19 protein-coding genes and 1 tRNA gene are annotated in these 19,156 nt (G+C 58.5%); 10 read left to right on the top strand and 10 right to left on the bottom strand.

Annotated features, from left to right (window positions below; translation table 11 throughout):
- Positions 1 to 160 precede the first annotated feature (160 nt).
- On the top strand, positions 161 to 1,414 hold the full coding sequence (locus TRM7615_RS00180; protein WP_108784904.1) for a DNA polymerase IV: 1,254 nt from the start codon (positions 161 to 163) through the stop codon (positions 1,412 to 1,414).
- On the opposite strand, the gene TRM7615_RS00185 is transcribed toward TRM7615_RS00180, so the two are convergent.
- Entirely contained in the window at positions 1,415 to 2,275 is an 861-nt protein-coding gene (locus TRM7615_RS00185) for an N-formylglutamate amidohydrolase (RefSeq protein WP_108784905.1), read from the bottom strand.
- A gap of 149 nt (positions 2,276 to 2,424) precedes the next feature.
- Here TRM7615_RS00185 and TRM7615_RS00190 point away from each other — a divergent pair.
- From TRM7615_RS00190 to TRM7615_RS00220, 7 genes are all read left to right on the top strand, one after another.
- Positions 2,425 to 2,499: transfer RNA gene (locus TRM7615_RS00190), tRNA-Val, on the top strand.
- A gap of 89 nt (positions 2,500 to 2,588) precedes the next feature.
- The gene (gene ykgO / locus TRM7615_RS00195) at positions 2,589 to 2,714 is read left to right on the top strand and encodes a type B 50S ribosomal protein L36 (RefSeq protein ID WP_008562923.1); all 126 of its coding nucleotides are present in this window, start codon (positions 2,589 to 2,591) and stop codon (positions 2,712 to 2,714) included.
- A 146-nt stretch (positions 2,715 to 2,860) separates the two neighbouring features.
- Positions 2,861 to 4,465, top strand: a complete 1,605-nt coding sequence (locus tag TRM7615_RS00200; protein ID WP_235823979.1) for an arylsulfatase — start codon at positions 2,861 to 2,863, stop codon at positions 4,463 to 4,465.
- Positions 4,466 to 4,574: 109 nt separating this feature from the next.
- Positions 4,575 to 5,591 carry a Fe(3+) ABC transporter substrate-binding protein gene (locus TRM7615_RS00205; RefSeq protein ID WP_108784906.1) on the top strand — a complete coding sequence of 339 codons (1,017 nt, stop codon included), beginning with the start codon at positions 4,575 to 4,577 and terminating at the stop codon, positions 5,589 to 5,591.
- A gap of 119 nt (positions 5,592 to 5,710) precedes the next feature.
- Positions 5,711 to 6,265: a helix-turn-helix domain-containing protein gene (locus TRM7615_RS00210; RefSeq protein WP_108784907.1), complete on the top strand. Its 555-nt coding sequence runs from the start codon at positions 5,711 to 5,713 to the stop codon at positions 6,263 to 6,265.
- Entirely contained in the window at positions 6,262 to 6,780 is a 519-nt protein-coding gene (locus tag TRM7615_RS00215) for a GNAT family N-acetyltransferase (RefSeq protein WP_108784908.1), read from the top strand. The genes TRM7615_RS00210 and TRM7615_RS00215 overlap by 4 nt, the downstream gene beginning before the upstream one ends.
- Positions 6,777 to 7,220, top strand: coding sequence for a DMT family transporter (locus tag TRM7615_RS00220; RefSeq protein WP_108784909.1), 444 nt, complete (start codon positions 6,777 to 6,779; stop codon positions 7,218 to 7,220). The genes TRM7615_RS00215 and TRM7615_RS00220 overlap by 4 nt, the downstream gene beginning before the upstream one ends.
- Here TRM7615_RS00220 and TRM7615_RS00225 read toward each other — a convergent pair.
- Positions 7,217 to 8,884, bottom strand: coding sequence for an ABC transporter permease (locus TRM7615_RS00225; RefSeq protein ID WP_108784910.1), 1,668 nt, complete (start codon positions 8,882 to 8,884; stop codon positions 7,217 to 7,219). The genes TRM7615_RS00220 and TRM7615_RS00225 overlap by 4 nt on opposite strands.
- A 161-nt stretch (positions 8,885 to 9,045) precedes the next feature.
- Between TRM7615_RS00225 and TRM7615_RS25410 the strand changes: the two genes are divergently transcribed.
- Together TRM7615_RS25410 and TRM7615_RS00230 are read left to right on the top strand one after the other, a co-directional pair.
- Positions 9,046 to 9,210 (top strand): hypothetical protein, encoded by a 165-nt coding sequence (locus TRM7615_RS25410; RefSeq protein ID WP_165821332.1) that lies wholly within the window; start codon positions 9,046 to 9,048, stop codon positions 9,208 to 9,210.
- Positions 9,211 to 9,333: 123 nt separating this feature from the next.
- Positions 9,334 to 10,062 (top strand): HlyD family secretion protein, encoded by a 729-nt coding sequence (locus tag TRM7615_RS00230; protein WP_108784911.1) that lies wholly within the window; start codon positions 9,334 to 9,336, stop codon positions 10,060 to 10,062.
- Here TRM7615_RS00230 and TRM7615_RS00235 read toward each other — a convergent pair.
- From TRM7615_RS00235 to TRM7615_RS00270, 8 genes are all read right to left on the bottom strand, one after another.
- The gene (locus TRM7615_RS00235; RefSeq protein WP_108785447.1) at positions 10,053 to 11,270 is read right to left on the bottom strand and encodes a phenylacetate--CoA ligase family protein; all 1,218 of its coding nucleotides are present in this window, start codon (positions 11,268 to 11,270) and stop codon (positions 10,053 to 10,055) included. The genes TRM7615_RS00230 and TRM7615_RS00235 overlap by 10 nt on opposite strands.
- Before the next feature lie 14 nt (positions 11,271 to 11,284).
- On the bottom strand, positions 11,285 to 12,121 hold the full coding sequence (locus tag TRM7615_RS00240; RefSeq protein WP_108784912.1) for an ABC transporter ATP-binding protein: 837 nt from the start codon (positions 12,119 to 12,121) through the stop codon (positions 11,285 to 11,287).
- Positions 12,122 to 12,219: 98 nt separating this feature from the next.
- Positions 12,220 to 13,500 carry an ABC transporter substrate-binding protein gene (locus tag TRM7615_RS00245; protein ID WP_108784913.1) on the bottom strand — a complete coding sequence of 427 codons (1,281 nt, stop codon included), beginning with the start codon at positions 13,498 to 13,500 and terminating at the stop codon, positions 12,220 to 12,222.
- A gap of 76 nt (positions 13,501 to 13,576) precedes the next feature.
- Positions 13,577 to 14,653, bottom strand: a complete 1,077-nt coding sequence (locus tag TRM7615_RS00250; RefSeq protein WP_108784914.1) for a branched-chain amino acid ABC transporter permease — start codon at positions 14,651 to 14,653, stop codon at positions 13,577 to 13,579.
- A gap of 2 nt (positions 14,654 to 14,655) precedes the next feature.
- Positions 14,656 to 14,913 (bottom strand): hypothetical protein, encoded by a 258-nt coding sequence (locus TRM7615_RS00255; protein WP_108784915.1) that lies wholly within the window; start codon positions 14,911 to 14,913, stop codon positions 14,656 to 14,658.
- 93 nt (positions 14,914 to 15,006) lie between these two features.
- Positions 15,007 to 16,008 carry a branched-chain amino acid ABC transporter permease gene (locus tag TRM7615_RS00260; protein WP_108784916.1) on the bottom strand — a complete coding sequence of 334 codons (1,002 nt, stop codon included), beginning with the start codon at positions 16,006 to 16,008 and terminating at the stop codon, positions 15,007 to 15,009.
- 74 nt (positions 16,009 to 16,082) lie between these two features.
- On the bottom strand, positions 16,083 to 16,901 hold the full coding sequence (locus TRM7615_RS00265) for an ABC transporter ATP-binding protein (RefSeq protein WP_108784917.1): 819 nt from the start codon (positions 16,899 to 16,901) through the stop codon (positions 16,083 to 16,085).
- Positions 16,902 to 16,996: 95 nt separating this feature from the next.
- On the bottom strand, positions 16,997 to 18,967 hold the full coding sequence (locus TRM7615_RS00270; RefSeq protein ID WP_108784918.1) for an AMP-binding protein: 1,971 nt from the start codon (positions 18,965 to 18,967) through the stop codon (positions 16,997 to 16,999).
- Between the last annotated feature and the right edge of the window lie 189 nt (positions 18,968 to 19,156).

Here is a 19,156-nt window from a genome sequence, read left to right on the forward strand (position 1 = left end):
TGGTTCGTTACCTCCCCCGCTCGAGAAGCGGGGGTTTTCTCGGTAAAGCACCCTAGATTCCACACTGAGCGCCCCCAGAGAACCCTCTGTCATTGCTCTGTTCTGGCCCTTAGAATACTGTGGCCTGCCGATCCAATATGCCCCAACGCCGAGCCGCCCGATGCCTTCCTTGTGTCGTGATTGCCTGACCCAATTTGATGCCGGACGCCGCTGCCCTGCTTGCGGCAGCCCGCGGGTCGTCAGCGACCCCGAGCTTTTCGACCTGTCCATTGCGCATATGGATTGCGATGCCTTCTATGCCTCGGTTGAAAAGCGCGACAATCCGGAACTGGCGGACAAGCCGGTCATCATCGGCGGTGGCAAACGCGGCGTCGTCTCAACCGCCTGTTACGTGGCGCGGATCAGGGGCGTCAGGTCCGCGATGCCCATGTTCAAAGCCTTGGATTTGTGCCCCGACGCCGTCGTCGTCAAACCCCGCATGAGCGTCTATGCCGAAGTCAGCCGCGATATTAGGGCAATGATGGATGAGCTGACGCCCGCAATCGAACCCCTGTCGCTGGATGAGGCGTTCCTGGATCTGTCGGGAACACAAAAGCTGCACGGTGCTCCACCTGCGGTCATGCTGGCGCGATTGGTGAAACGGATGAAGGATGAGTTGGGGTTAACGGGATCCATCGGCCTCAGCCACAACAAATTTCTGGCCAAGGTGGCGTCGGATCTGGACAAACCCCGTGGGTTTTCCGTGATCAACCGACAAGGCACAGCCACCTTTCTTTCAGACAAGCCGGTGCGTCTGATCTGGGGCATCGGCCCGGCGGCACAGGCCTCGCTGGACAAAGCGGGCATTCGCACCTTCTCGGACCTGCTGCGGTGGGAGCAAGAGGCCCTGACAGAGCGCTTCGGCTCGATGGGATATCGCCTGTGGCATCTGGCACGCGGGCAGGACAAGCGCCGGGTGTCCAACAACGAACCGATGAAATCGATCTCGAACGAAACCACGTTTTTCGAAGACACGAACAACCCCGACATTCTGGACGGACATCTGTGGCGCATGGCCGAAAAGGTGGCGGATCGGGCCAAAGCCAAACGGTTGGCGGGCCGTGTGGTGACACTCAAGCTCAAGCGCGCCAATCACGCGATTCTGACGCGGCGGCTATCGTTGCGCGATGCGACCCAGATGGCGGACACGATTTATCGTACGGCACGAGCACTCTTTGATCAGGTTGGCGACCAAGGTCCCTATCGTCTGTTGGGATGCGGGTTGTCTGACCTCTGCTCCGAAGAAGCGGCCGACAAGAGCGGTGACCTTCTTGACCCGAATGCTACACAGCGAAGCAACGCAGAGCGGGCGACAGATGCGATTCGGAAGCGTTTTGGCACGGATGCCATCATCAAGGGGCGCACATTGCGCTGATCACTCGGCCGCCAGTCGCACCGGTCCCTGCCCCAACACGGCAATACGGGACGCCACCTGCGCGAGCAGCCCGCGCACCCGGTCAAATTCGGCATTGGGTCGGATGCGCCTTTCATCCATGTAGATCGACCGATCGATTTCGATCTGGATGGCGTGTTGTCGGCGCGATGGCCGGCCATAGGCTTGCGTGACATAGGCACCTGCAAAGGGCGTGTTGCGCATGACCGAAAACCCAACCTCGACAAAGGCGGCTTCGACCGCCTCCATCACCTCAGGCGATGAGGCGGCCCCGAAACGGTCCCCCAAGACGATCTCGGGACATTTGCCGTTCTTTCGGTACACACTTTCCAGGGCCTCGTGCGGCATCGAATGGCAATCCACCAGGATGGCCTGACCAAACAGTTCGTGCGATTCGCCCAAAAGGGCCTGCAATCGCGCATGATAGGGATGCCAATACCCATCAATGCGCCGCTTTGCTTCGCTCATCGGCAGCTTGCCGCGATAAATCGCGCGGCCATTTGCGACGACGCGAGGGATCACACCCAAGCCAGATGCCACACGCGGATTGTGCCCCGGCTTGCGCACACCTTCGATCAACGCCGGGTCCAGTTCATCCGGGCTGCGATTGAGATCCAGAAAAGCCCGCGGTGCCCCCGCCTTCAGAAAAGGAGCGCCATAATCGGCGGCGTCCTGAAACAGCAGATCCACAAACGCGTCCTCCGAGGACCGAATCGTCTTTTGATTCAGCACCGTCTGCTGCAAAAACCTGTCCGGATAGTCGTTGCCGCTGTGCGGAGAGGCAAAAACCACGCAGGATGTGCGTTTCTTCGGTTCTGACAAATAATATGCGGCGCGGGGCATGGCATCTCCTTACAAAGAAAAACATAGACCGGAAAATAGTTCGATCAAAAGCCCTTGATCCCCCCGACGACTCCTTTTATAGACCCCGCTACCGGCGCGGTTCTCCGCGTCCTAGTTTTTTCTGGGACAGGGATCGCAAGGGTATTCATGGGCGATTAGCTCAGTGGTAGAGCACTTCGTTGACATCGAAGGGGTCACAAGTTCGAACCTTGTATCGCCCACCATGAATTCACTGTTTCGGATTTCCGGGACACCCGTAACACCAGGCGCTGGCCACACCTTGCACAAGGCGCCGCAGCACAGGAGACAGGCCATGAAGGTCAAGAACTCGCTCCGCTCGCTCAAGAACCGGCACCGTGATTGCCGTGTTGTGCGTCGCAAAGGCCGCGTTTATGTGATCAACAAAACGCAGCGTCGGTTCAAAGCTCGCCAGGGCTGAACCACACCGCATATCAAAAGAAACCGCGCCTTCGAGCGCGGTTTTTTTGTGCCTCCTCCCCCGATCAAACACGCGATCAAAGAAATCTGTGGCGATCCACCGATTGCTGGTAGCCTGACTGGGCCGTACAGCGCCGGAGGTCTGTCTTGTCGCGTCCCAACATAATCCTGATCCTGGCCGACGATATGGGTTTCGCGGACCTGGGCTGCACCGGATCGGAAATCCGCACGCCCAACATCGACGCCCTCGCTAAAGGCGGCACCTTGCTGAGTGCGATGTACAACTGCGCGCGGTGCTGCCCCACCCGGGCCTCTCTTTTGACCGGGCTTTATCCCCACAACGCAGGAATCGGGCACATGGGGGCCAATCTGGGCACGCCTGCGTACCAGGGGTTTCTGCGCAATGATTCTGCCACAATCGCCGAGCACCTGCGAGCCGCCGGATATCGTACTCTGATGAGCGGCAAGTGGCATGTGGCCGGTGATTTCGAATCCCGTGACTATGACAGCTGGCGCCCCGGCGACATCGAACACCCCACCCCGCGCCAACGCGGGTTCGACCGCTTTTTTGGCATCATGGATGGCGCGACGCACTTCTTCTCTCCTCATTACATGATGGAAGACGACAGCCGGGTCGAGGTACTACCGGACGACTTCTATTTCACCGACGCGATCACGGACAAAGCCATCACCATGATCCAGGACTCGGTCACAGACGAGACGCCCTTTTTCCTCTACCTCGCGCACACGGCCCCGCATTGGCCCCTGCATGCCCATCCCGAAGACATTGCACGCTACGATGAGATTTACGCCAAGGGTTGGGATGCGATCCGCACTGCGCGACATGAAACCATGAACGGCATGGGCCTGTTTCAAACTCAGTGGGACATCTCTCCCCGCGACCCGGATGTGCATCGGTGGTCCGAAGAGACGCACACCGACTGGGAAGCCGCCAAAATGGCGACCTATGCCGCCATGGTCGACCGGATGGATCAATCCATCGGGACATTGGTGGGCGCGCTTCGCAAATTGGGTCAGTTGGACAACACGCTGATCCTGTTTCTGTCCGACAACGGCGGCTGCGCCGAGTTCATGGCCGAAGACGGGTGGGCGCAATTTTACCCGGACGTCACGCAGGATGGGCGCAAGATCACGATGGGCAACGTGCCCAATCTGACCCCTGGCGACGCGCAGACATTTCAAAGCTACGACAAGCCTTGGGCCAACGTGTCGAACGCACCCTTTCGCTTGTTCAAACACTATGTCCACGAAGGTGGGATATCGACGCCCCTGGTCGCGCATTGGCCCAACGGGTTTGAACCGCAAACGGTGCGCCACGCCCCGTGCCACGTGGTCGACATCCTGCCCACGATCCTGGAGGCAACTGGCGCGCCGTATTTGCAAGAGCTGGGTGGCCACGACATCCAGCCCACTCAGGGCGAAAGCCTTCTGTCTTTGTTGCGAGGCAGCGAATGGGACCGTGAACAACCGATTTTCTTCGAACACGAAGGCAACGCCGCCATCCGCTTGGGTCAGTTCAAACTTGTCCGCCTGCATGGTCAGGACTGGGAGCTGTATGACATGGAAGCCGACAGGACCGAATTACACAACTTGATTCATGGTGAGGCTGATCGCGCCAAAGCCATGCGGCGCAGCTATCAGAATTGGGCCGACATGGCCGGCGTCATGGACTGGGATGTCGCTCTGCCCAAGCTCCTAAAAGCCTGGAACATGGACAGCGCAGACGGCTGATTCCCTTCCTGAGTGTTTTTATCGGATTTTGATTGTATTCAGACAGGATTGCTATATTTCACGGTGCAACCGGACTCTTGTCTGGATTCGTTATCACTTGGGAATCGAAATGTTCAAAGCATCAACAGCACTTGCCACCATCGTGGCCACCACTCTGACAACAGCCGCTTGGGCGGAGGGCGAGGTAAATCTCTACTCGTCACGCCATTATGACACCGACGAGCGCCTCTATTCCGACTTCGAGGAAGCCACAGGTATCACCATCAACCGGATCGAAGGCAAGGCAGACGAACTGATTGCCCGGATGAGCGCTGAAGGTGCCAACTCGCCGGCTGACATCCTGCTGACCGTGGACACTTCGCGCTTGGAACGCGCCAAGGATGCGGGCGTGCTTCAGTCAATCGACAGCGAGGTTCTCGAGGCTCGTGTCCCTGCGTATCTACAGGACAGCAACAACCAGTGGTTCGGTTTCTCGCAGCGTGGGCGCGTGATCTTTTACGACAAGAACGACGTCGACAACCCGCCGCGCACTTATCTGGATCTGGCTGATCCGCAGTATGCCGGTAAGGTTTGCATCCGGTCATCCAGCAACACCTACAACCAGACGCTGCTGGCCTCGATCATCGAACACCACGGCGAAGAGGCGGCGCTGGCCTGGGCCGATGGCGTGGTCGCCAACATGGCGCGCGCCCCCAAGGGCGGCGACACTGACCAGCTGCGCGGCCTTGTTTCAGGCGAGTGCGAAATTGCCGTTGGCAACACCTATTACTTTGCACGCGCCCTGCGCAAAAACGTCAAGGGTGTCAGTGACGACATCGACATGATCGGCTGGATCTTTCCGTCGCAGGATGCCGAAGGCGCGCATATGAACCTGTCTGGTGGCGGCGTTGCGGCGCATGCCCCGAACAAGGAAAATGCGATCAAGTTTCTCGAGTATCTGGCGTCGGATCAGGCGCAGCAGTATTTCTCGGGCGGCAACGATGAATACCCCGCGGTTCCGGGTGTCGGCCTCTCCGACACCGTTGCCAAGTTGGGGCACTTTAAACCCGACGACGTAAGCCTGTCGGCCGTGGCCAAGAACATCCCGACAGCACAGAAGATCTTTGACGAGGCTGGCTGGCGCTAAGCCCGCCCAAAAAACGACCACCCTCAAGGCGCGAGAGAAATCTCGCGCCTTTTCTCTTGCAAACACATTATTTTTCAGCGCAGCATTTCCATAATTGAGAATCTGTCTCGGATGTGATCATGCTGAATGACCTGTCAAACCGCCTGAGTGAACGCTTGAAAGAGCTGCGCCATGGGCGTGGCTGGTCGCTGGACGAACTGGCCACTGCCAGTGGCTTGAGCCGCGCCACCCTGTCCCGGATGGAAAAAGGTGACGTCAGCCCAACGGCCGAAAGTCTGGGCCGATTGTGCCGCGCCTACGGCCTGCCAATGTCGCGCCTGATGATGATGGTCGAGGATACGTTTACCCCCCGCATTCCGGTGGAACGCCAGACAGAATGGACCGATCCGGAAACTGGATATGTCCGCCGCTCCGTCTCACCTCCAGCTCCCGGGCTGTCGGGCGAAGTGATTGAATGCCATCTGCCGCCTGGAACACGCGTGGCCTATGACGGTCCACCCAAACCAGGGCAGGAACATCACGTGCTCCTGCTGGACGGGGCCATGTCCCTGACCGTGGACGACACCCGCCATGACCTGAGCGCCGGGGACTGCCTGCGCTATCATCTGTCGGGCCCCACGGTGTTTGAAACCTCGGAACACCGCGGCGTGCGCTACATGCTGGTGTTGATATGATCGAAGAGGTCTCGGTATCCTCGCTGCCGTCAATCCTTGGGGATTTGGCTGACACCCTGCACGCTTGCGTTCACCACGGCGCCAGCGTCGGGTTTGTCCTACCGTTCTCTGAACAGGACGCAGCAGTGTTCTGGGAGAAGCGCATCTTCGCTATGGTGACGGATGGGACCGCGACTCTCTTTGTAGCGCGCCACGAGGGACGGGTTGTGGGCACCGTACAGCTCGTGCCCGCGCCGATGCCCAACCAGCCTCATCGGGCGGATGTCTCAAAGCTTCTGGTGCATCCAGGTTTTCGCCGGTTGGGTCTGGGGCGGGCCCTGATGACCGCCCTTCAGGACAAGGCCCGTGATCTTGGTCTGTCACTCTTGGTGCTTGATACACGCAGCGGCGACCCTTCACAGGCACTCTATCAATCGCTTGGTTTTCAGGTCGCCGGAGAAATCCCGGACTTCTGCCGCAATCCCTTTGACGACCGGCTCGAACCCACCACCTATATGTACAAGCACCTACAATGATCGCGCTGTTGGTTCTGGCCGTGATCCTTGGCGGCGCGCTGATCGCGGCCCAAGGTCCCATTTATACTCGAATGGCCGAGCTGTTGGGCGGGCCGATCCAAACAGCCGCGCTGGCCTTTGGCCTTGGCGCGTTGGCGTTGCTGATGCTGTTACTGGCAACAAGCAGTCCGTTGCCGCGCAAATCTGACATGGCCATCGTTCCCTTGTGGATGTGGGCCGGAGGGCTGATCGGGGTCTACGTGGTTCTCGTCTCGATCCTGGCCGTGCCCCGTTTAGGCGTCGCCTCTTACATGGTCTGCGTGATCGTCGGACAACTGGCCGCCGGATACGCCTATGACCGCGTTGGAACTTTCGGAATGAGCGTGCGAGACTTCTCAACCGCCAATCTGATTGGCCTCGGCCTCGTCGGGCTTGGGGCCGGATTGACCGTCTGGCGCTAGTGGCCGCGCCCGACCTGGCGGCAAATCAAAATCACCGGCAACAACCCAACCGCCAGAATGACCAGCGACGGCACCGCCGCACCCTCGAGCCGCTCGTCCGAGGCCAGCCGGAAAGCCTGCACAGCCAAAGTGTCGTAGTTGAACGGGCGCATGATCAGGGTCGCGGGCAGCTCCTTCATCACGTCGACAAAAACGATGAGCAGCGCGGTCAGCAGCGATGGCGTCAAGATCGGCAAGTGAACCCGCCGCAGGGTACCCATCGGTGTCTTGCCCAAAGACCGAGCAGCGGCGTCCATGTTGGAATGCACCATGCTTTGCCCGCCCTCATAGGCTGACAGCGCTGCTGACAGGAAACGTACCATGTAGGCCGCCACCAACAGCCAGATCGATCCAGTGATCAGGAGGCCCGTGGACACGCCAAAAGTGGACCGCATCCAGCCATCCAGCAGGTTGTCGAAATTCGCGAAAGGCACCATCAAACCCACAGCGATCACCCCGCCGGGCACCGCATAACCCAGCCTCGATACATAGACCGCAGCCATCGATTGCCGCCCGGGTTTGAGCCGTTGAAAGAACCCTACGCAGATCGCGGCACAGACCGTAACGACAGCGGCAACAGACGCCAGTGTGAGCGAGTTCTGAATGAACTCGACATAGCGGCGCGACAACAGGTTCTGCTCGGAATCGAGCCCCATCTGGAACAGGATGAACACCGGAAGGGCAAAGCCCAGAACAACCGGGATGGCGCACAGGACAAAAGCCCCGGCCGCCGCAAAACCGCGCAATTGCGCTGATGGCAGGGCTGCGTGACGCCGACCCGCCTGGTGATACTTGGACTTGCCACGTTGCGTGCGCTCGGCTACGGCCAACACAAGCGCAGCGCCCAACAGACACAGCGCCAATTGCGCCGCCGCTGCCCGGTCGGCCATGGTGAACCAGCTGGTGTAAATCCCGGTGGCAAAGGTCTGCACACCGAAATAGGCCACCGTGCCAAAGTCGGCGATCGTCTCCATCACGGCCAGCAGCACGCCCCCGGCGATCGCCGGCCGCGCCATCGGCAAGGATACTTTCCAGAACGCCGCAAATGGGCTGGACCCAAGCGAGCGCGCCGCCAGAAAGGCAGTGGCGCTTTGCTGCAGAAACGCCGCCCGTGCCAACAGATAGACGTAAGGATAAAGCACCAGGATCAGCATCACCGCCGCCCCTTCGGTCGAGCGGACTTCGGGGAACCAATAGTCTCGCGGTCCCCACCCCATAACGTCCCGCAGGGTGCTTTGCACGATTCCGGGATGGTCCAGGATGAAAGTATAGGCATAGGCCAACACGTAAGCCGGAAAAGCCAGCGGCAGAACCAGCGCAATCTCCATCAGTCGCGATCCGGGAAAGCGGGTCATCGTGACCAGCCAAGCCGCCCCGACGCCGATGCAAAATGTGCCGGCAGCGACCAGGATAACCAGGATCAACGTGGTCCCCGCATAGCGTGGCAGTACCGTCGACATCAGGTGCGATACCGTATCCGTGCCACCGGTGACCGCGGCCAGCACAACGGCCAGCATCGGCAGCAGGCAAGTTGCAGCAATGACCATTGCAAACCAGCCGAGCACTCGGGTCCCGGTGGAATTGCGATGGCGCGTGCCCTGATCTGAATACTCGATGTCGGCCATGATTGGGTCTGTGTAAGGCGTTTCGTCCTTATTCGATCATTTTTGTCGGTAATTCCAGTGCCAATCCAACGCTCGCCTCGCAGCGGTAACTTCGGCTTTGCCTTGCTGCGGTCGCATGCCGTAACCCGAATGCAGTTTGGAATTGCAAAGGAAATATGTTCATGACTGCGCTGGATTACTTTGCCTGGGTTGTTCTGGTCGTTCTGATCATCACCGTGGCTGGTTGGATGGGCGCGCTGATGGTCGGCGTTTTTTGGCCCCTGGCCCTGATCTGGGCCTTTGCCAAACAGCAGTCAGAGGCACCCAAACCATTATCGTCTTTCTGACGCTGATCTATCGAGATCGCCGCCGAGCCAAATGTTGCGCTGAGGGCGGGCGACCTGCTCTTTCAACTGCACCGCGAGCCGTTTGAAATCGCACTTTCCGCGGCTGAAGCGCAGCTTGTTCGAGTGGAGGCACAAGCCAAGCAAGACAAGGACGCCTTGCGCAATGCCCAAGCGCAGTTGAAGCAGGCGCGGGCAGCGGTGTCGCGGGCCGAGATCGAGCTGGGTGCCGTGACCGCCGACGGTATCGTTGCAAAGGTGGCCGAGGCGCATGCAAATCTGGACCAGGCCCGTTGGAATCTGGCACAGACCTCGATCACTGCGTCAAGTGACGGCTATGTCACCAACCTCGCTTTGGCTTTTGGTCAACGCGTCACCAGCTTTCCAATCGCGCCAACTATGGTGTTTGCCGAAACCTCGGAAAAAACGCTCGTCGTGAACATCCAGCAGATCTACATGCGGCACCTGAAACCCGGGCAAGAGGTTGAGATCGCGCTGAAAACCAAGCCCGGAGAAATCATGACGGGTAAAGTCCGTCTGGTGGCCGAGATTGCGCCCCAAGGGCAGGCTATGGTCTCGGGCACAGTATACACTGCCGGGCAAATTCAGGCCGAACCCTTTGTGGCACGGATCGACCTGGACGATCCGGCATTGCTCGAGGCGCTCCCCCCGGGTGCCGTTAGGACGGCTGCGATCTATACCGAGGCTGTAAAGCCCACACATATCATCCGCCGCGTGATGATCCGCATGCAGAGCATCATGAACTATGTGATCCCCGCCGCTTTGAAAAAACCCCGCCGATCGATAGACCGGCGGGGTTTCTATTTCAGCGCTTCAGTCGCGTCTCAGTCGTAAACGCGCTGATCTTCGATCACCAGGCCGTCCTTGGGCAACGACCCCGGTGCGACCACTTCGATTGCGCCCTTCAACTTAAGCACCTCGACCACCGATTTGGCATAGCTCATGTCGTCACCACCCGGGCTTTCGATCTGAACGGTCATGGTGTCCATCTCTCCATGACGCGAGGCGATCACGCGGGCTTTTACAATCTCATCATGCTTGTCGACCAAAGCCGCAACCTGCTCGGGCCGGACAAACATGCCCTTGATCTTGGTCGTCTGATCCGCACGCCCCATCCATCCCTTGATGCGCATGTTGGTGCGGCCACAGGGCGACAGGCCCGGCAGGATGGCGGACAAATCACCGGTGGCAAAGCGGATGAGCGGGTAGTCAGGATTCAGGGAGGTTACAACGACCTCGCCCACCTCGCCCGGCGCCACCGGCGTACCCGTGCCGGGTGTTACGATCTCGACGATGACGTGCTCATCGACGATCATCCCTTCCATGGCCGGGCTTTCATAGGCGATGTTGCCCAGATCAGCCGTCGCATAGCTTTGCAGGCAAGTGATCCCGCGATCGGCGTATTCCTGGCGCAGGGACGGGAACAGCGCCCCACCACCCACGGCTGCTTTCGAAATCTTGAGGGTGACCCCCATTTCGTCTGCCTTGTCCAGGATCACTTTCAAATAGTCCGGCGTTCCGGCATAGGCCGTGCAACCGATGTCGCGCGCTGCATTGACTTGCAACTCGGTCTGGCCGGTGCCTGCCGGCAGAACCGCTGCCCCAACCGCCCGTGCGCCATTTTCAAAGATCATGCCCGCAGGTGTCAGGTGGTACCCAAAGCAGTTTTGAACAATGTCCCCCTGCCCGATGCCAGCCGCATGCAGGAACCGCCCCATGCGCCACCAGTCGTGGTCCACGCCACCCGGCTCATAGATTGGGCCCGGCGATTGAAATATATGCGCAAAACCCGCCGCCGGTTTAGCAGTGAAACCACCAAAAGGCGCATTCTCGGATTGGGCACGGCTGAGCTCGGATTTGCGAAGAACGGGCAATCCAACAAGGTCATCCGCGCTGCGGATAGCAGCTGCATCCACTCCAGCCAGGCTTTCGGCGTAACCAGAGGCCGACCGCGCACGGGCGATCTGTTCCGGCAGTGCCCGCGCCAAGTCTGCGGCGCGCTCTTCATCACTTCGGGTCTCAAGGGTATCAAAATGCGTCATGATCTGATCCCTCATCAGCTCAACCACCGCTTGCGGCGGCGATAAGACCTGACATCACGGAAGCTCTTGCGCCCTTCTTCGGACATGCCGAGGTAGAACTCTTTTACGTCCGGGTTTTCGCGAAGGTCAGCGGCCGGACCATCCATCACGACGCGCCCCGATTCCAGAATGTAGCCATAGTGCGCAAAGCGCAGCGCCACGTTGGTGTTCTGTTCGGCCAGCAAGAAGGACACGCCTTCTTTCTCGTTCAGGTCCTTGACGATGCCAAAGATCTCTTCGACCAGCTGCGGCGCCAACCCCATCGAAGGTTCATCCAGCAGGATCGTTTCAGGGTTCGCCATCAGGGCGCGGCCAATGGCCACCATCTGCTGCTCACCGCCCGAGGTATAGCCCGCCAGAGATTTGCGCCGCTCCTTGAGGCGCGGGAAGTAGTTGTAGACCAATTCAAGGTCACGCTGCATCTCGGCCTTGCCGGATGTACGGGTGTAGTAGCCCGTCAGCAGATTTTCCTCGACTGTCAGGTGTTCGAAACAGTGGCGCCCTTCCATGACCTGGATCACGCCTTTGCGCACCAGATCTGCAGGGTCCAAATCGTGCACGTCCGTGCCGCGATACTTCACCGACCCTTTGGTGACCTCACCACGCTCCGAATGGAGCAGGTTCGAGATCGCCTTGAGCGTCGTGGTCTTGCCGGCACCATTGCCCCCCAACAGAGCGGTGATCCCGCCCTTGGGCACATTCAGGCTGACGCCTTTCAGCACGAGGATCACGTGGTTGTAGATCACCTCGATATTGTTGACCTCCAAAAGGGTCTCGACACCGACGTCGTTTGTGTTGGCTGCATCCAGCATCAGTTGTTGTCCTCACGCAGGCCCGGTTCCCATGCCGGGCTTTGGGGAATGGAACGGCAGGCGCACCCGCCGTTCCGATTGGTTTCAGATCGCGCCGATCAGCAGTTCGGCTCGATTTTGTTTTCCGCCGCATAGGCACCGGAATCTTCAGCCACCAGAGCACCGATCACTTCGCCGTCGGTCGGTTTGAAGTCCGAGATCAACGACCAGGTCTTTGATGCCGCATCCCACTGGTTTACACCAACCAGGCCGGGACCACCGTGGTTCTCGCACGACACTTTGAACGAAGGGCCAAAGTTTGGCATGCCAAGCGCGGCCATCTTTTCCTCGGTGATTTCCAGAGCTTCCATACCGTCACGCATCTGCTGCGGGGTGATGTCGGTCACGCCGTGCATATCCTGCGCGGTCTTCACGGCTTCGGCCGCCAGCATCGCAGCGTAGAGACCACGGTTGTACAGAACCGTACCAACCTGATCGCCAGCACCGGCTGCTTTACCCGCATCGACAACGTGCTTTTTGATGTCGTCGAAGACCGGGAAGTCGCTGCCCACGTTGTGGAAGGTGATCGCCTTGTAACCGTTGGCCGCGTCGCCCGCGGACAGCACGTCATGCTCGGCACCGGACCACCACACGCCGATGAAGTTTTCCATCGGGAAGCGGATGTTTGCAGCTTCCTGAACCGCCACCTGGTTCATTACGCCCCAGCCCCAGATCACAACGTAATCCGGACGGTCACGACGGATCTGCAGCCACTGCGATTTCTGCTCCTGACCGGGATGGTCAACAGGCAAGGCTTTCAGTTCAAATCCATGCTTTTTCGACAGCTCTTCCAGCGTCCGGATCGGCTCCTTGCCGTAAGCCGAATTGTGGTACACGAGCGCGATCTTCTTGCCGTTGATGTCACCACCGTTGCTTTCCAGCAGATAGTTCACAACCCCCGACGCACCATTCCAGTAGTTGGCCGGATAGTTGAAGACATTCGAGAAGACATTACCGTTCGCAGCAGATGTACGGCCATACCCCATGGTGTGGATCGGAATGCCGTCAGCCGTTGCTTTGGGGATCAGCTGATAGGTGATGCCAGTCGACAGCGGCTGATACACCAACGCGCCTTCGCCCTTGGTAGACTCGTAGCATTCCACACCTTTTTCGGTGTTATAGCCGGTCTCGCATTCCACCAGACGGATCGGCTCGCCACCGATGCCACCGTCACGCTCGTTGAGCATGGTAAAGTAGTCCGCATAACCGTCTGCAAACGGAATGCCACCAGCGGCGTAAGGTCCGGTCCGATAGCTCAGTGATGGAAACACAAGGTCAGCCATCACCGGTCCAGCGGCCATCAGCGCACCAAGCGCCAGAGTGGTCAGTTTCATTTTCATCGGCTTTATTCCTCCCTAGGTTTTATCCGATCGTGAACGAGGTCCTCCGCCCCGCAATTTCAAGTCCGGCCCCGCGTCAGTGCGGGAACGGCCAGAGACGCAATTTCTCTTTGGCGACGCGCCACAGCTGCGCCAGCCCATGTGGTTCCATGATCAGGAACACGATGATCAGGGCGCCAACAATCACCAGCTGCAGGTGTGCCACGATATCCGTGGGCCACCCCAGCATGTCCGCTCCTACAACTTTCAAAACCACAGGCAGCAGCACCAGAAAGGCTGCCCCAGCAAACGATCCAAAGATCGAGCCCAACCCGCCAATGATCACCATGAACAGCACCAGGAACGACTTCTGGATGCCAAACACCTCGCCCACTTCTACAGCTCCCAGATAGACCGCAAAGAACAGCGCACCCGAGATACCCACAAAGAACGAACTGACCGCAAAGGCTGTCATCTTGGCCTTCAACGGGTTCACCCCGATGATCTCGGCCGCGATGTCCATGTCACGAATGGCCATCCATTTACGGCCAACGGTGCCGCGCGTCAGGTTGCGTGCGATCAAAGCACACAGTGTCAGGAAGATCAGGCAGAACAGGTATGTTGCCCAGGCCGGCGCGTTGGGGCCGGTGATGATGATGCCAAAGACATCACGCTCGGGCGCGTTGATCTGACCCGAGGCAGAGTAGTTGTAAAACCACGGCACCCGGTTGAAGAGCCAGACCAAAAAGAACTGCGCCGCAAGCGTGGCAACCGCCAGGTAGAACCCCTTGATCCGCAAAGACGGCAGACCGAACAACACGCCCACCAGGGCCGTGATCCCGCCTGCCAGCAGAACGTGGATGAACATGCTCACATCCGGGAACGCGGTCATCAGCTTGTAACAGGCATAAGCCCCGACAGCCATGAAACCGCCTGTACCCAACGACACCTGGCCGCAATAGCCGGTCAGGATGTTCAGCCCAATCGCCGCAATCGCATAGATCAGGAAGGGCAGCATGATCGCATTGGCCCAGTAGTCATTGATCAGGAACGGGACCACTGCAAAGGCAAAGATCATGACGGCGTAGTACCGATAGCGATCAAACCGGATCGGAAAGGTCTGGTTGTCCTGAGTGTAGGAGATTTTGAAATCCCCGGCTTCGCGGTAGAACATGTTCAGATGCCCCCTTCGGACTGCGCGCGGTTCCGGGCCGCGGCGTCGAGTTGATTTGATTTCCTGGCATAGCCGCTGACCTCCGAGGCCCGCACCAGCCGCATGTAAGCAGCGATTCCTGTCACCAGCCCACCAAAGGCCAGCAGAGCGGCAATCACCAGTTGGCTCTCCGTCAACCCTTCGGCGGTGACGGCAAGATACCCGAATGCCCAAAACCCGGACCACGCAATCACATTGATGATGGCGATCAGCTTGTTCATCTTCGGATACCCCTTTCGTTTCTCACATCAGGTGAAGGTTCCGGGCGGGCGGGTCTCGTTGCGCAAAGCACAACGGGGTCGCCCCCCGGGGCTTCAGACCCTTTCGATAATCTTGTCCCCGAACAGACCCTGCGGACGGAACACCAGGAACAGCAGCGCCAGCACATAGGCGAACCAGTTCTCGGTCGCGCCCCCAACCAACGGGCCAATGGCAAACTCAAAGAGTTTCTCGCCCACCCCGATGATCAGACCGCCCACGATGGCCCCGGGGATCGAGGTAAAGCCGCCCAGCATCAAAACCGGCAATGCTTTCAGCGCGATCAACGACAGCGAGAACTGCACGCCCGACTTGCTGCCCCAGACGATACCGGCAACCAGAGCGACAAACCCCGCAACCGACCAAACCAGAACCCAGATAAAGTTCAGATTGATGCCAACCGAAAGTGCCGCCTGGTGATCATCCGCCACAGCGCGCATCGCACGGCCCTGCTTGGTGTACTGGCTGAACGCCACCAACGCGATCACCAGCACCGCAGCGATAACGGTCGCAATCAGGTCAAGCTGGTCCAGGAAGAACCCATAGAAGTTCTCGTTCCCCATGCCCATCCACTGTGTGTTTTCTTCTATCCAGAAGCTGCCACCCTGCGGCAGACCCACATCCAGCGCCTTGATTTCGGACCCCCACATCAGGTCAGCCACACCCTCCAAGAAATAGGCCAGACCAATGGTCGCCATAAACAGGATGATTGGTTCCTGCCCGACCAGGTGACGAAAGATGTACTGTTGAACCAGCCAGGCAAAAAGCACCATGACCGCAATCGTCAGAACAATCGCGATGATTGCAGGCACCTCCCACCCAAAATGATGGATGTGCGTTCCGAAAATCGCGTTGATCAGATGCGCAAACGGCACCTGCCCAACCATGATCCCATAGAGTGTCATCGCTGCAAACAACGCCATGACACCTTGTGCATAGTTGAAGATGCCGGACGCCTTGTAGATCAGGACAAATCCCAATGCCACAAGCGCATAGAGAACCCCTGCCATAAGGCCGTTCAGAACAACCTCGGTACCAAACAAAAGTGAATCAGGCATCCTGCTCTCCCCCTGCAAATCTCGTCACCGAGATCTGCCCAAACCTCTCGAATTTTTTCAGCTGCATCGCTGGATCAATCATGTGACACCCCCAGATAGGCATCGATGACGTCCTGATTGGTGCGCACCTCATCCGGGGTGCCGTCGCCGATCTTCTTGCCGTAATCCATAACAACCACGCGGTCGGACAGGTCCATCACAACGCCCATGTCGTGTTCGATCAGGGCAATGGTGGTGCCGAACTCATCGTTCACGTCCAGGATAAACCGGGACATGTCCTCTTTCTCCTCGACATTCATGCCCGCCATCGGTTCGTCCAGCAGCAATAGCTTCGGTTCCGCCGCCAGAGCACGCGCCAATTCAACCCGCTTCTTCAATCCATAAGGCAAGCGCGACACCGGCGTTTTGCGGATGTGCTGGATCTCCAGAAAGTCGATGACCTTTTCCACAATCTCGCGGTTTTCGGTTTCTTCCTGTTCCGCCTTGCCTCTCCACAGGGCTTGCGAAAACAGGCCTGATTTCATGTGGTTCAGACGGCCGGTCATCACGTTGTCCAAAACGCTCATGCCTTCGAACAACGCAATGTTCTGAAAGGTCCGGGCGATTCCCTGACGCGCAACCTCATAGGGGCGCATCTGTGGACGCTTTTTCCCGTGAAAGAAAACTTCGCCTTCCTGCGGAATATAGAACCCGGAAATCACGTTGAGCATAGAGGACTTACCAGCCCCGTTCGGACCAATGATGGCCCGAATCTCGCCTTCGCGAATGTCGAACGAAATGTCCTTGATTGCCACCACACCGCCAAAGCGCAGCGTGATGTTCTTCATCTCCATCACCACGCCGCCGATCTGGCGACCGTCCTCGGTGACATAGCCTTCAGATGCATCCAGCATCAAACTCTCCCTCATTCATTCGGCGGGACTGCTCCCTACGGGACGGTGGGCGGGCGATGTCCCCGGCACGGGGACGAGCGTCGTCCGTCCGACCCTCACTCCGCTGCCAATTTTGCTGCAACTGACGACACAGCCGCATCCCGGATATCCAGCGTGGCGCTGATCGAACCCTTGCGTCCATCCTCGTAAGTCACTTCCGTGGTGGTCGAGATCTCGGGCGAACCATCATAAAGCGCTCCGATGATGTCGGCGAATTTGTCTTCCACGATCCGGCGGCGCACCTTGCGGGTCCGGGTCATCTCGCCGTCATCTGCATCCAGCTCCTTGTGCAACACGACAAAGCGGTGCACCTGGCAACCCGACAACATCGGGTCTTCTGCCACGGATTTGTTAACCGTCTCCACATGGCTCTGAATCGTGTCCAGAACCTTCGGATGTCCGGCCAACTCCTGATAGGACGCATAAGCAATGTTGTTGCGTTCGGCCCAGTTCCCAACCGCTGTAAGGTCAATGTTGATGAAGGCCACGCAACGATCCTTACCGTTGCCAAACAGAACCGCCTCAAGGATATCGGGGTAGAACTTCAGCTTGTTTTCGACATATTTGGGCGCAAACATCGCACCATCAGCCATTTTGCCGACATCCTTCGCACGGTCGATGATCCGCAAGTGGCCTGAGTTTTCCTCGAAAAAGCCCGCGTCACCGGTCGCAACCCAACCCTCGGCGTCCTTGGTCGAGGCCGTCGATTCCGGGTTCTTGTAGTACTCTACAAAAGTTCCCGGCGAGCGGTAGTGGATCTCGCCACTGTCGTCGATCTTGATCTCGACATCCGGTGCCGGAACACCAACCGTGTCGGCCCGCACTTCGCCATCGGGCTGAACCGTGATGAACACGGTCGCCTCGGTCTGCCCGTAAAGCTGCTTAAGGTTGATGCCGAGCGAGCGATAGAATTCAAAAATCTCGGGGCCAATCGCCTCACCCGCAGTGTATCCCACACGCACTCGACCCAGACCAAGCGTGTCTTTCAGCGGACCATAGACCAGAGTGTTGCCGATTGCGTATTTCATGCGATCGGCAGTGCTGACGGGATTGCCGTCCAGAATGTCACCACCAACCTTCTTGGCGTGTTCCATGTACTTGTGGAACATGTTCTTTTTCAGAGCGCCCGCGTCCTCCATCCGGATCATGACATTGGTCAGCTGGGTCTCGAACACCCGTGGCGGGGCAAAGAAATACGTCGGACCGATCTCGCGCAGGTCGGTCATCATCGTGTCGGCGCTTTCTGGGCAGTTCACGCAGAAGCCGCACCAGTAGGCTTGACCAACAGAGAAGATGAAATCCCCGACCCAAGCCATCGGCAGATAGGACAGGATGTCCTCTTTGTCCGTCAGCTTGTCAAAGTCACTCGCATTCTTGGCGCTCTCGATCACGTTTCGGTTCGACAGAACAACACCCTTGGGCTTACCGGTTGTTCCGGACGTGTAGAGCATCACGCAGGTGCTGTCGTAAGTCAGCTTGTCTCGACGCGCGTTCAGGTCGGTGATCCACTCATCACGGGCTGCGCGCCCCTGATCCTGAACATGGCTGTACTGATGCAGCGTGTGGTGATCGTATTTCCGCAGCCCCCGCGGATCGAGATAGATCAGATGCTCGAACTGATGCAGTTGGTCCTGCACCTCGATGACCTTGTCGACCTGTTCCTGATCACTCACGATGACAAAGCGCGCGCCGCAGTGTTGCAGAACATACGCCATCTCTTCGGCATTGGCGTCCTGATACAGTGGAACCGGCACGGCACCGACCGACTGCGCGGCAACCATCGCCCAATACAGGTAAGGGCGATTGCGCCCGATGATGGCGATGAAATCGCCTTCGTTCACGCCAAGATTGATCAGCCCCAGGGCCAGCGCTTCAATCTCTTTTTCGGTCTGGGACCACGTCCAGGTCTGCCAGATCCCAAATTCTTTTTCCCGGTATGCGGGCGACGACCCGAAACGGGTCGCATTGCGATGAAGCAGCGCCGGAAGGGATTGTTTCCCTTCAGCGCCAGACTGCGTCTGAGCCAATGTCTTTCTCCTCCCCAATCCGACCCCCTCTAGTGGGCCGGAAACGATCACCTCGAGAACCCCAAGGCGATTCTGTCCCGATTAGGAACCGGCTCAGTGTTCACGGTCAACTTTTTCGTGATGTTTTCCCAAATCTTACGAATTGTAACAGCGGGCACCAACGCGCCGAAATTCAGTTACATTCAAACA

The organism is Falsiruegeria mediterranea M17 (assembly GCF_900302455.1).
GTDB lineage: Bacteria > Pseudomonadota > Alphaproteobacteria > Rhodobacterales > Rhodobacteraceae > Falsiruegeria > Falsiruegeria mediterranea.

What these genes read in the sequence shown, in the direction of transcription:
- TRM7615_RS00215 (WP_108784908.1), top strand. Translation starts at nt 6,262, where the DNA reads ATGATCGAAGAGGTCTCGGTATCCTCGCTGCCGTCAATCCTTGGGGAT.
- ykgO (WP_008562923.1), top strand. Translation starts at nt 2,589, where the DNA reads ATGAAGGTCAAGAACTCGCTCCGCTCGCTCAAGAACCGGCACCGTGAT.
- TRM7615_RS25410 (WP_165821332.1), top strand. Translation starts at nt 9,046, where the DNA reads ATGACTGCGCTGGATTACTTTGCCTGGGTTGTTCTGGTCGTTCTGATC.
- TRM7615_RS00250 (WP_108784914.1), bottom strand. Translation starts at nt 14,653, where the DNA reads ATGTTCTACCGCGAAGCCGGGGATTTCAAAATCTCCTACACTCAGGAC.
- TRM7615_RS00235 (WP_108785447.1), bottom strand. Translation starts at nt 11,270, where the DNA reads ATGACGCATTTTGATACCCTTGAGACCCGAAGTGATGAAGAGCGCGCC.
- TRM7615_RS00205 (WP_108784906.1), top strand. Translation starts at nt 4,575, where the DNA reads ATGTTCAAAGCATCAACAGCACTTGCCACCATCGTGGCCACCACTCTG.
- TRM7615_RS00255 (WP_108784915.1), bottom strand. Translation starts at nt 14,913, where the DNA reads ATGAACAAGCTGATCGCCATCATCAATGTGATTGCGTGGTCCGGGTTT.
- TRM7615_RS00185 (WP_108784905.1), bottom strand. Translation starts at nt 2,275, where the DNA reads ATGCCCCGCGCCGCATATTATTTGTCAGAACCGAAGAAACGCACATCC.
- TRM7615_RS00265 (WP_108784917.1), bottom strand. Translation starts at nt 16,901, where the DNA reads ATGCTGGATGCATCTGAAGGCTATGTCACCGAGGACGGTCGCCAGATC.
- TRM7615_RS00180 (WP_108784904.1), top strand. Translation starts at nt 161, where the DNA reads ATGCCTTCCTTGTGTCGTGATTGCCTGACCCAATTTGATGCCGGACGC.
- TRM7615_RS00240 (WP_108784912.1), bottom strand. Translation starts at nt 12,121, where the DNA reads ATGCTGGATGCAGCCAACACAAACGACGTCGGTGTCGAGACCCTTTTG.
- TRM7615_RS00260 (WP_108784916.1), bottom strand. Translation starts at nt 16,008, where the DNA reads ATGCCTGATTCACTTTTGTTTGGTACCGAGGTTGTTCTGAACGGCCTT.
- TRM7615_RS00220 (WP_108784909.1), top strand. Translation starts at nt 6,777, where the DNA reads ATGATCGCGCTGTTGGTTCTGGCCGTGATCCTTGGCGGCGCGCTGATC.
- TRM7615_RS00245 (WP_108784913.1), bottom strand. Translation starts at nt 13,500, where the DNA reads ATGAAAATGAAACTGACCACTCTGGCGCTTGGTGCGCTGATGGCCGCT.
- TRM7615_RS00225 (WP_108784910.1), bottom strand. Translation starts at nt 8,884, where the DNA reads ATGGCCGACATCGAGTATTCAGATCAGGGCACGCGCCATCGCAATTCC.
- TRM7615_RS00210 (WP_108784907.1), top strand. Translation starts at nt 5,711, where the DNA reads ATGCTGAATGACCTGTCAAACCGCCTGAGTGAACGCTTGAAAGAGCTG.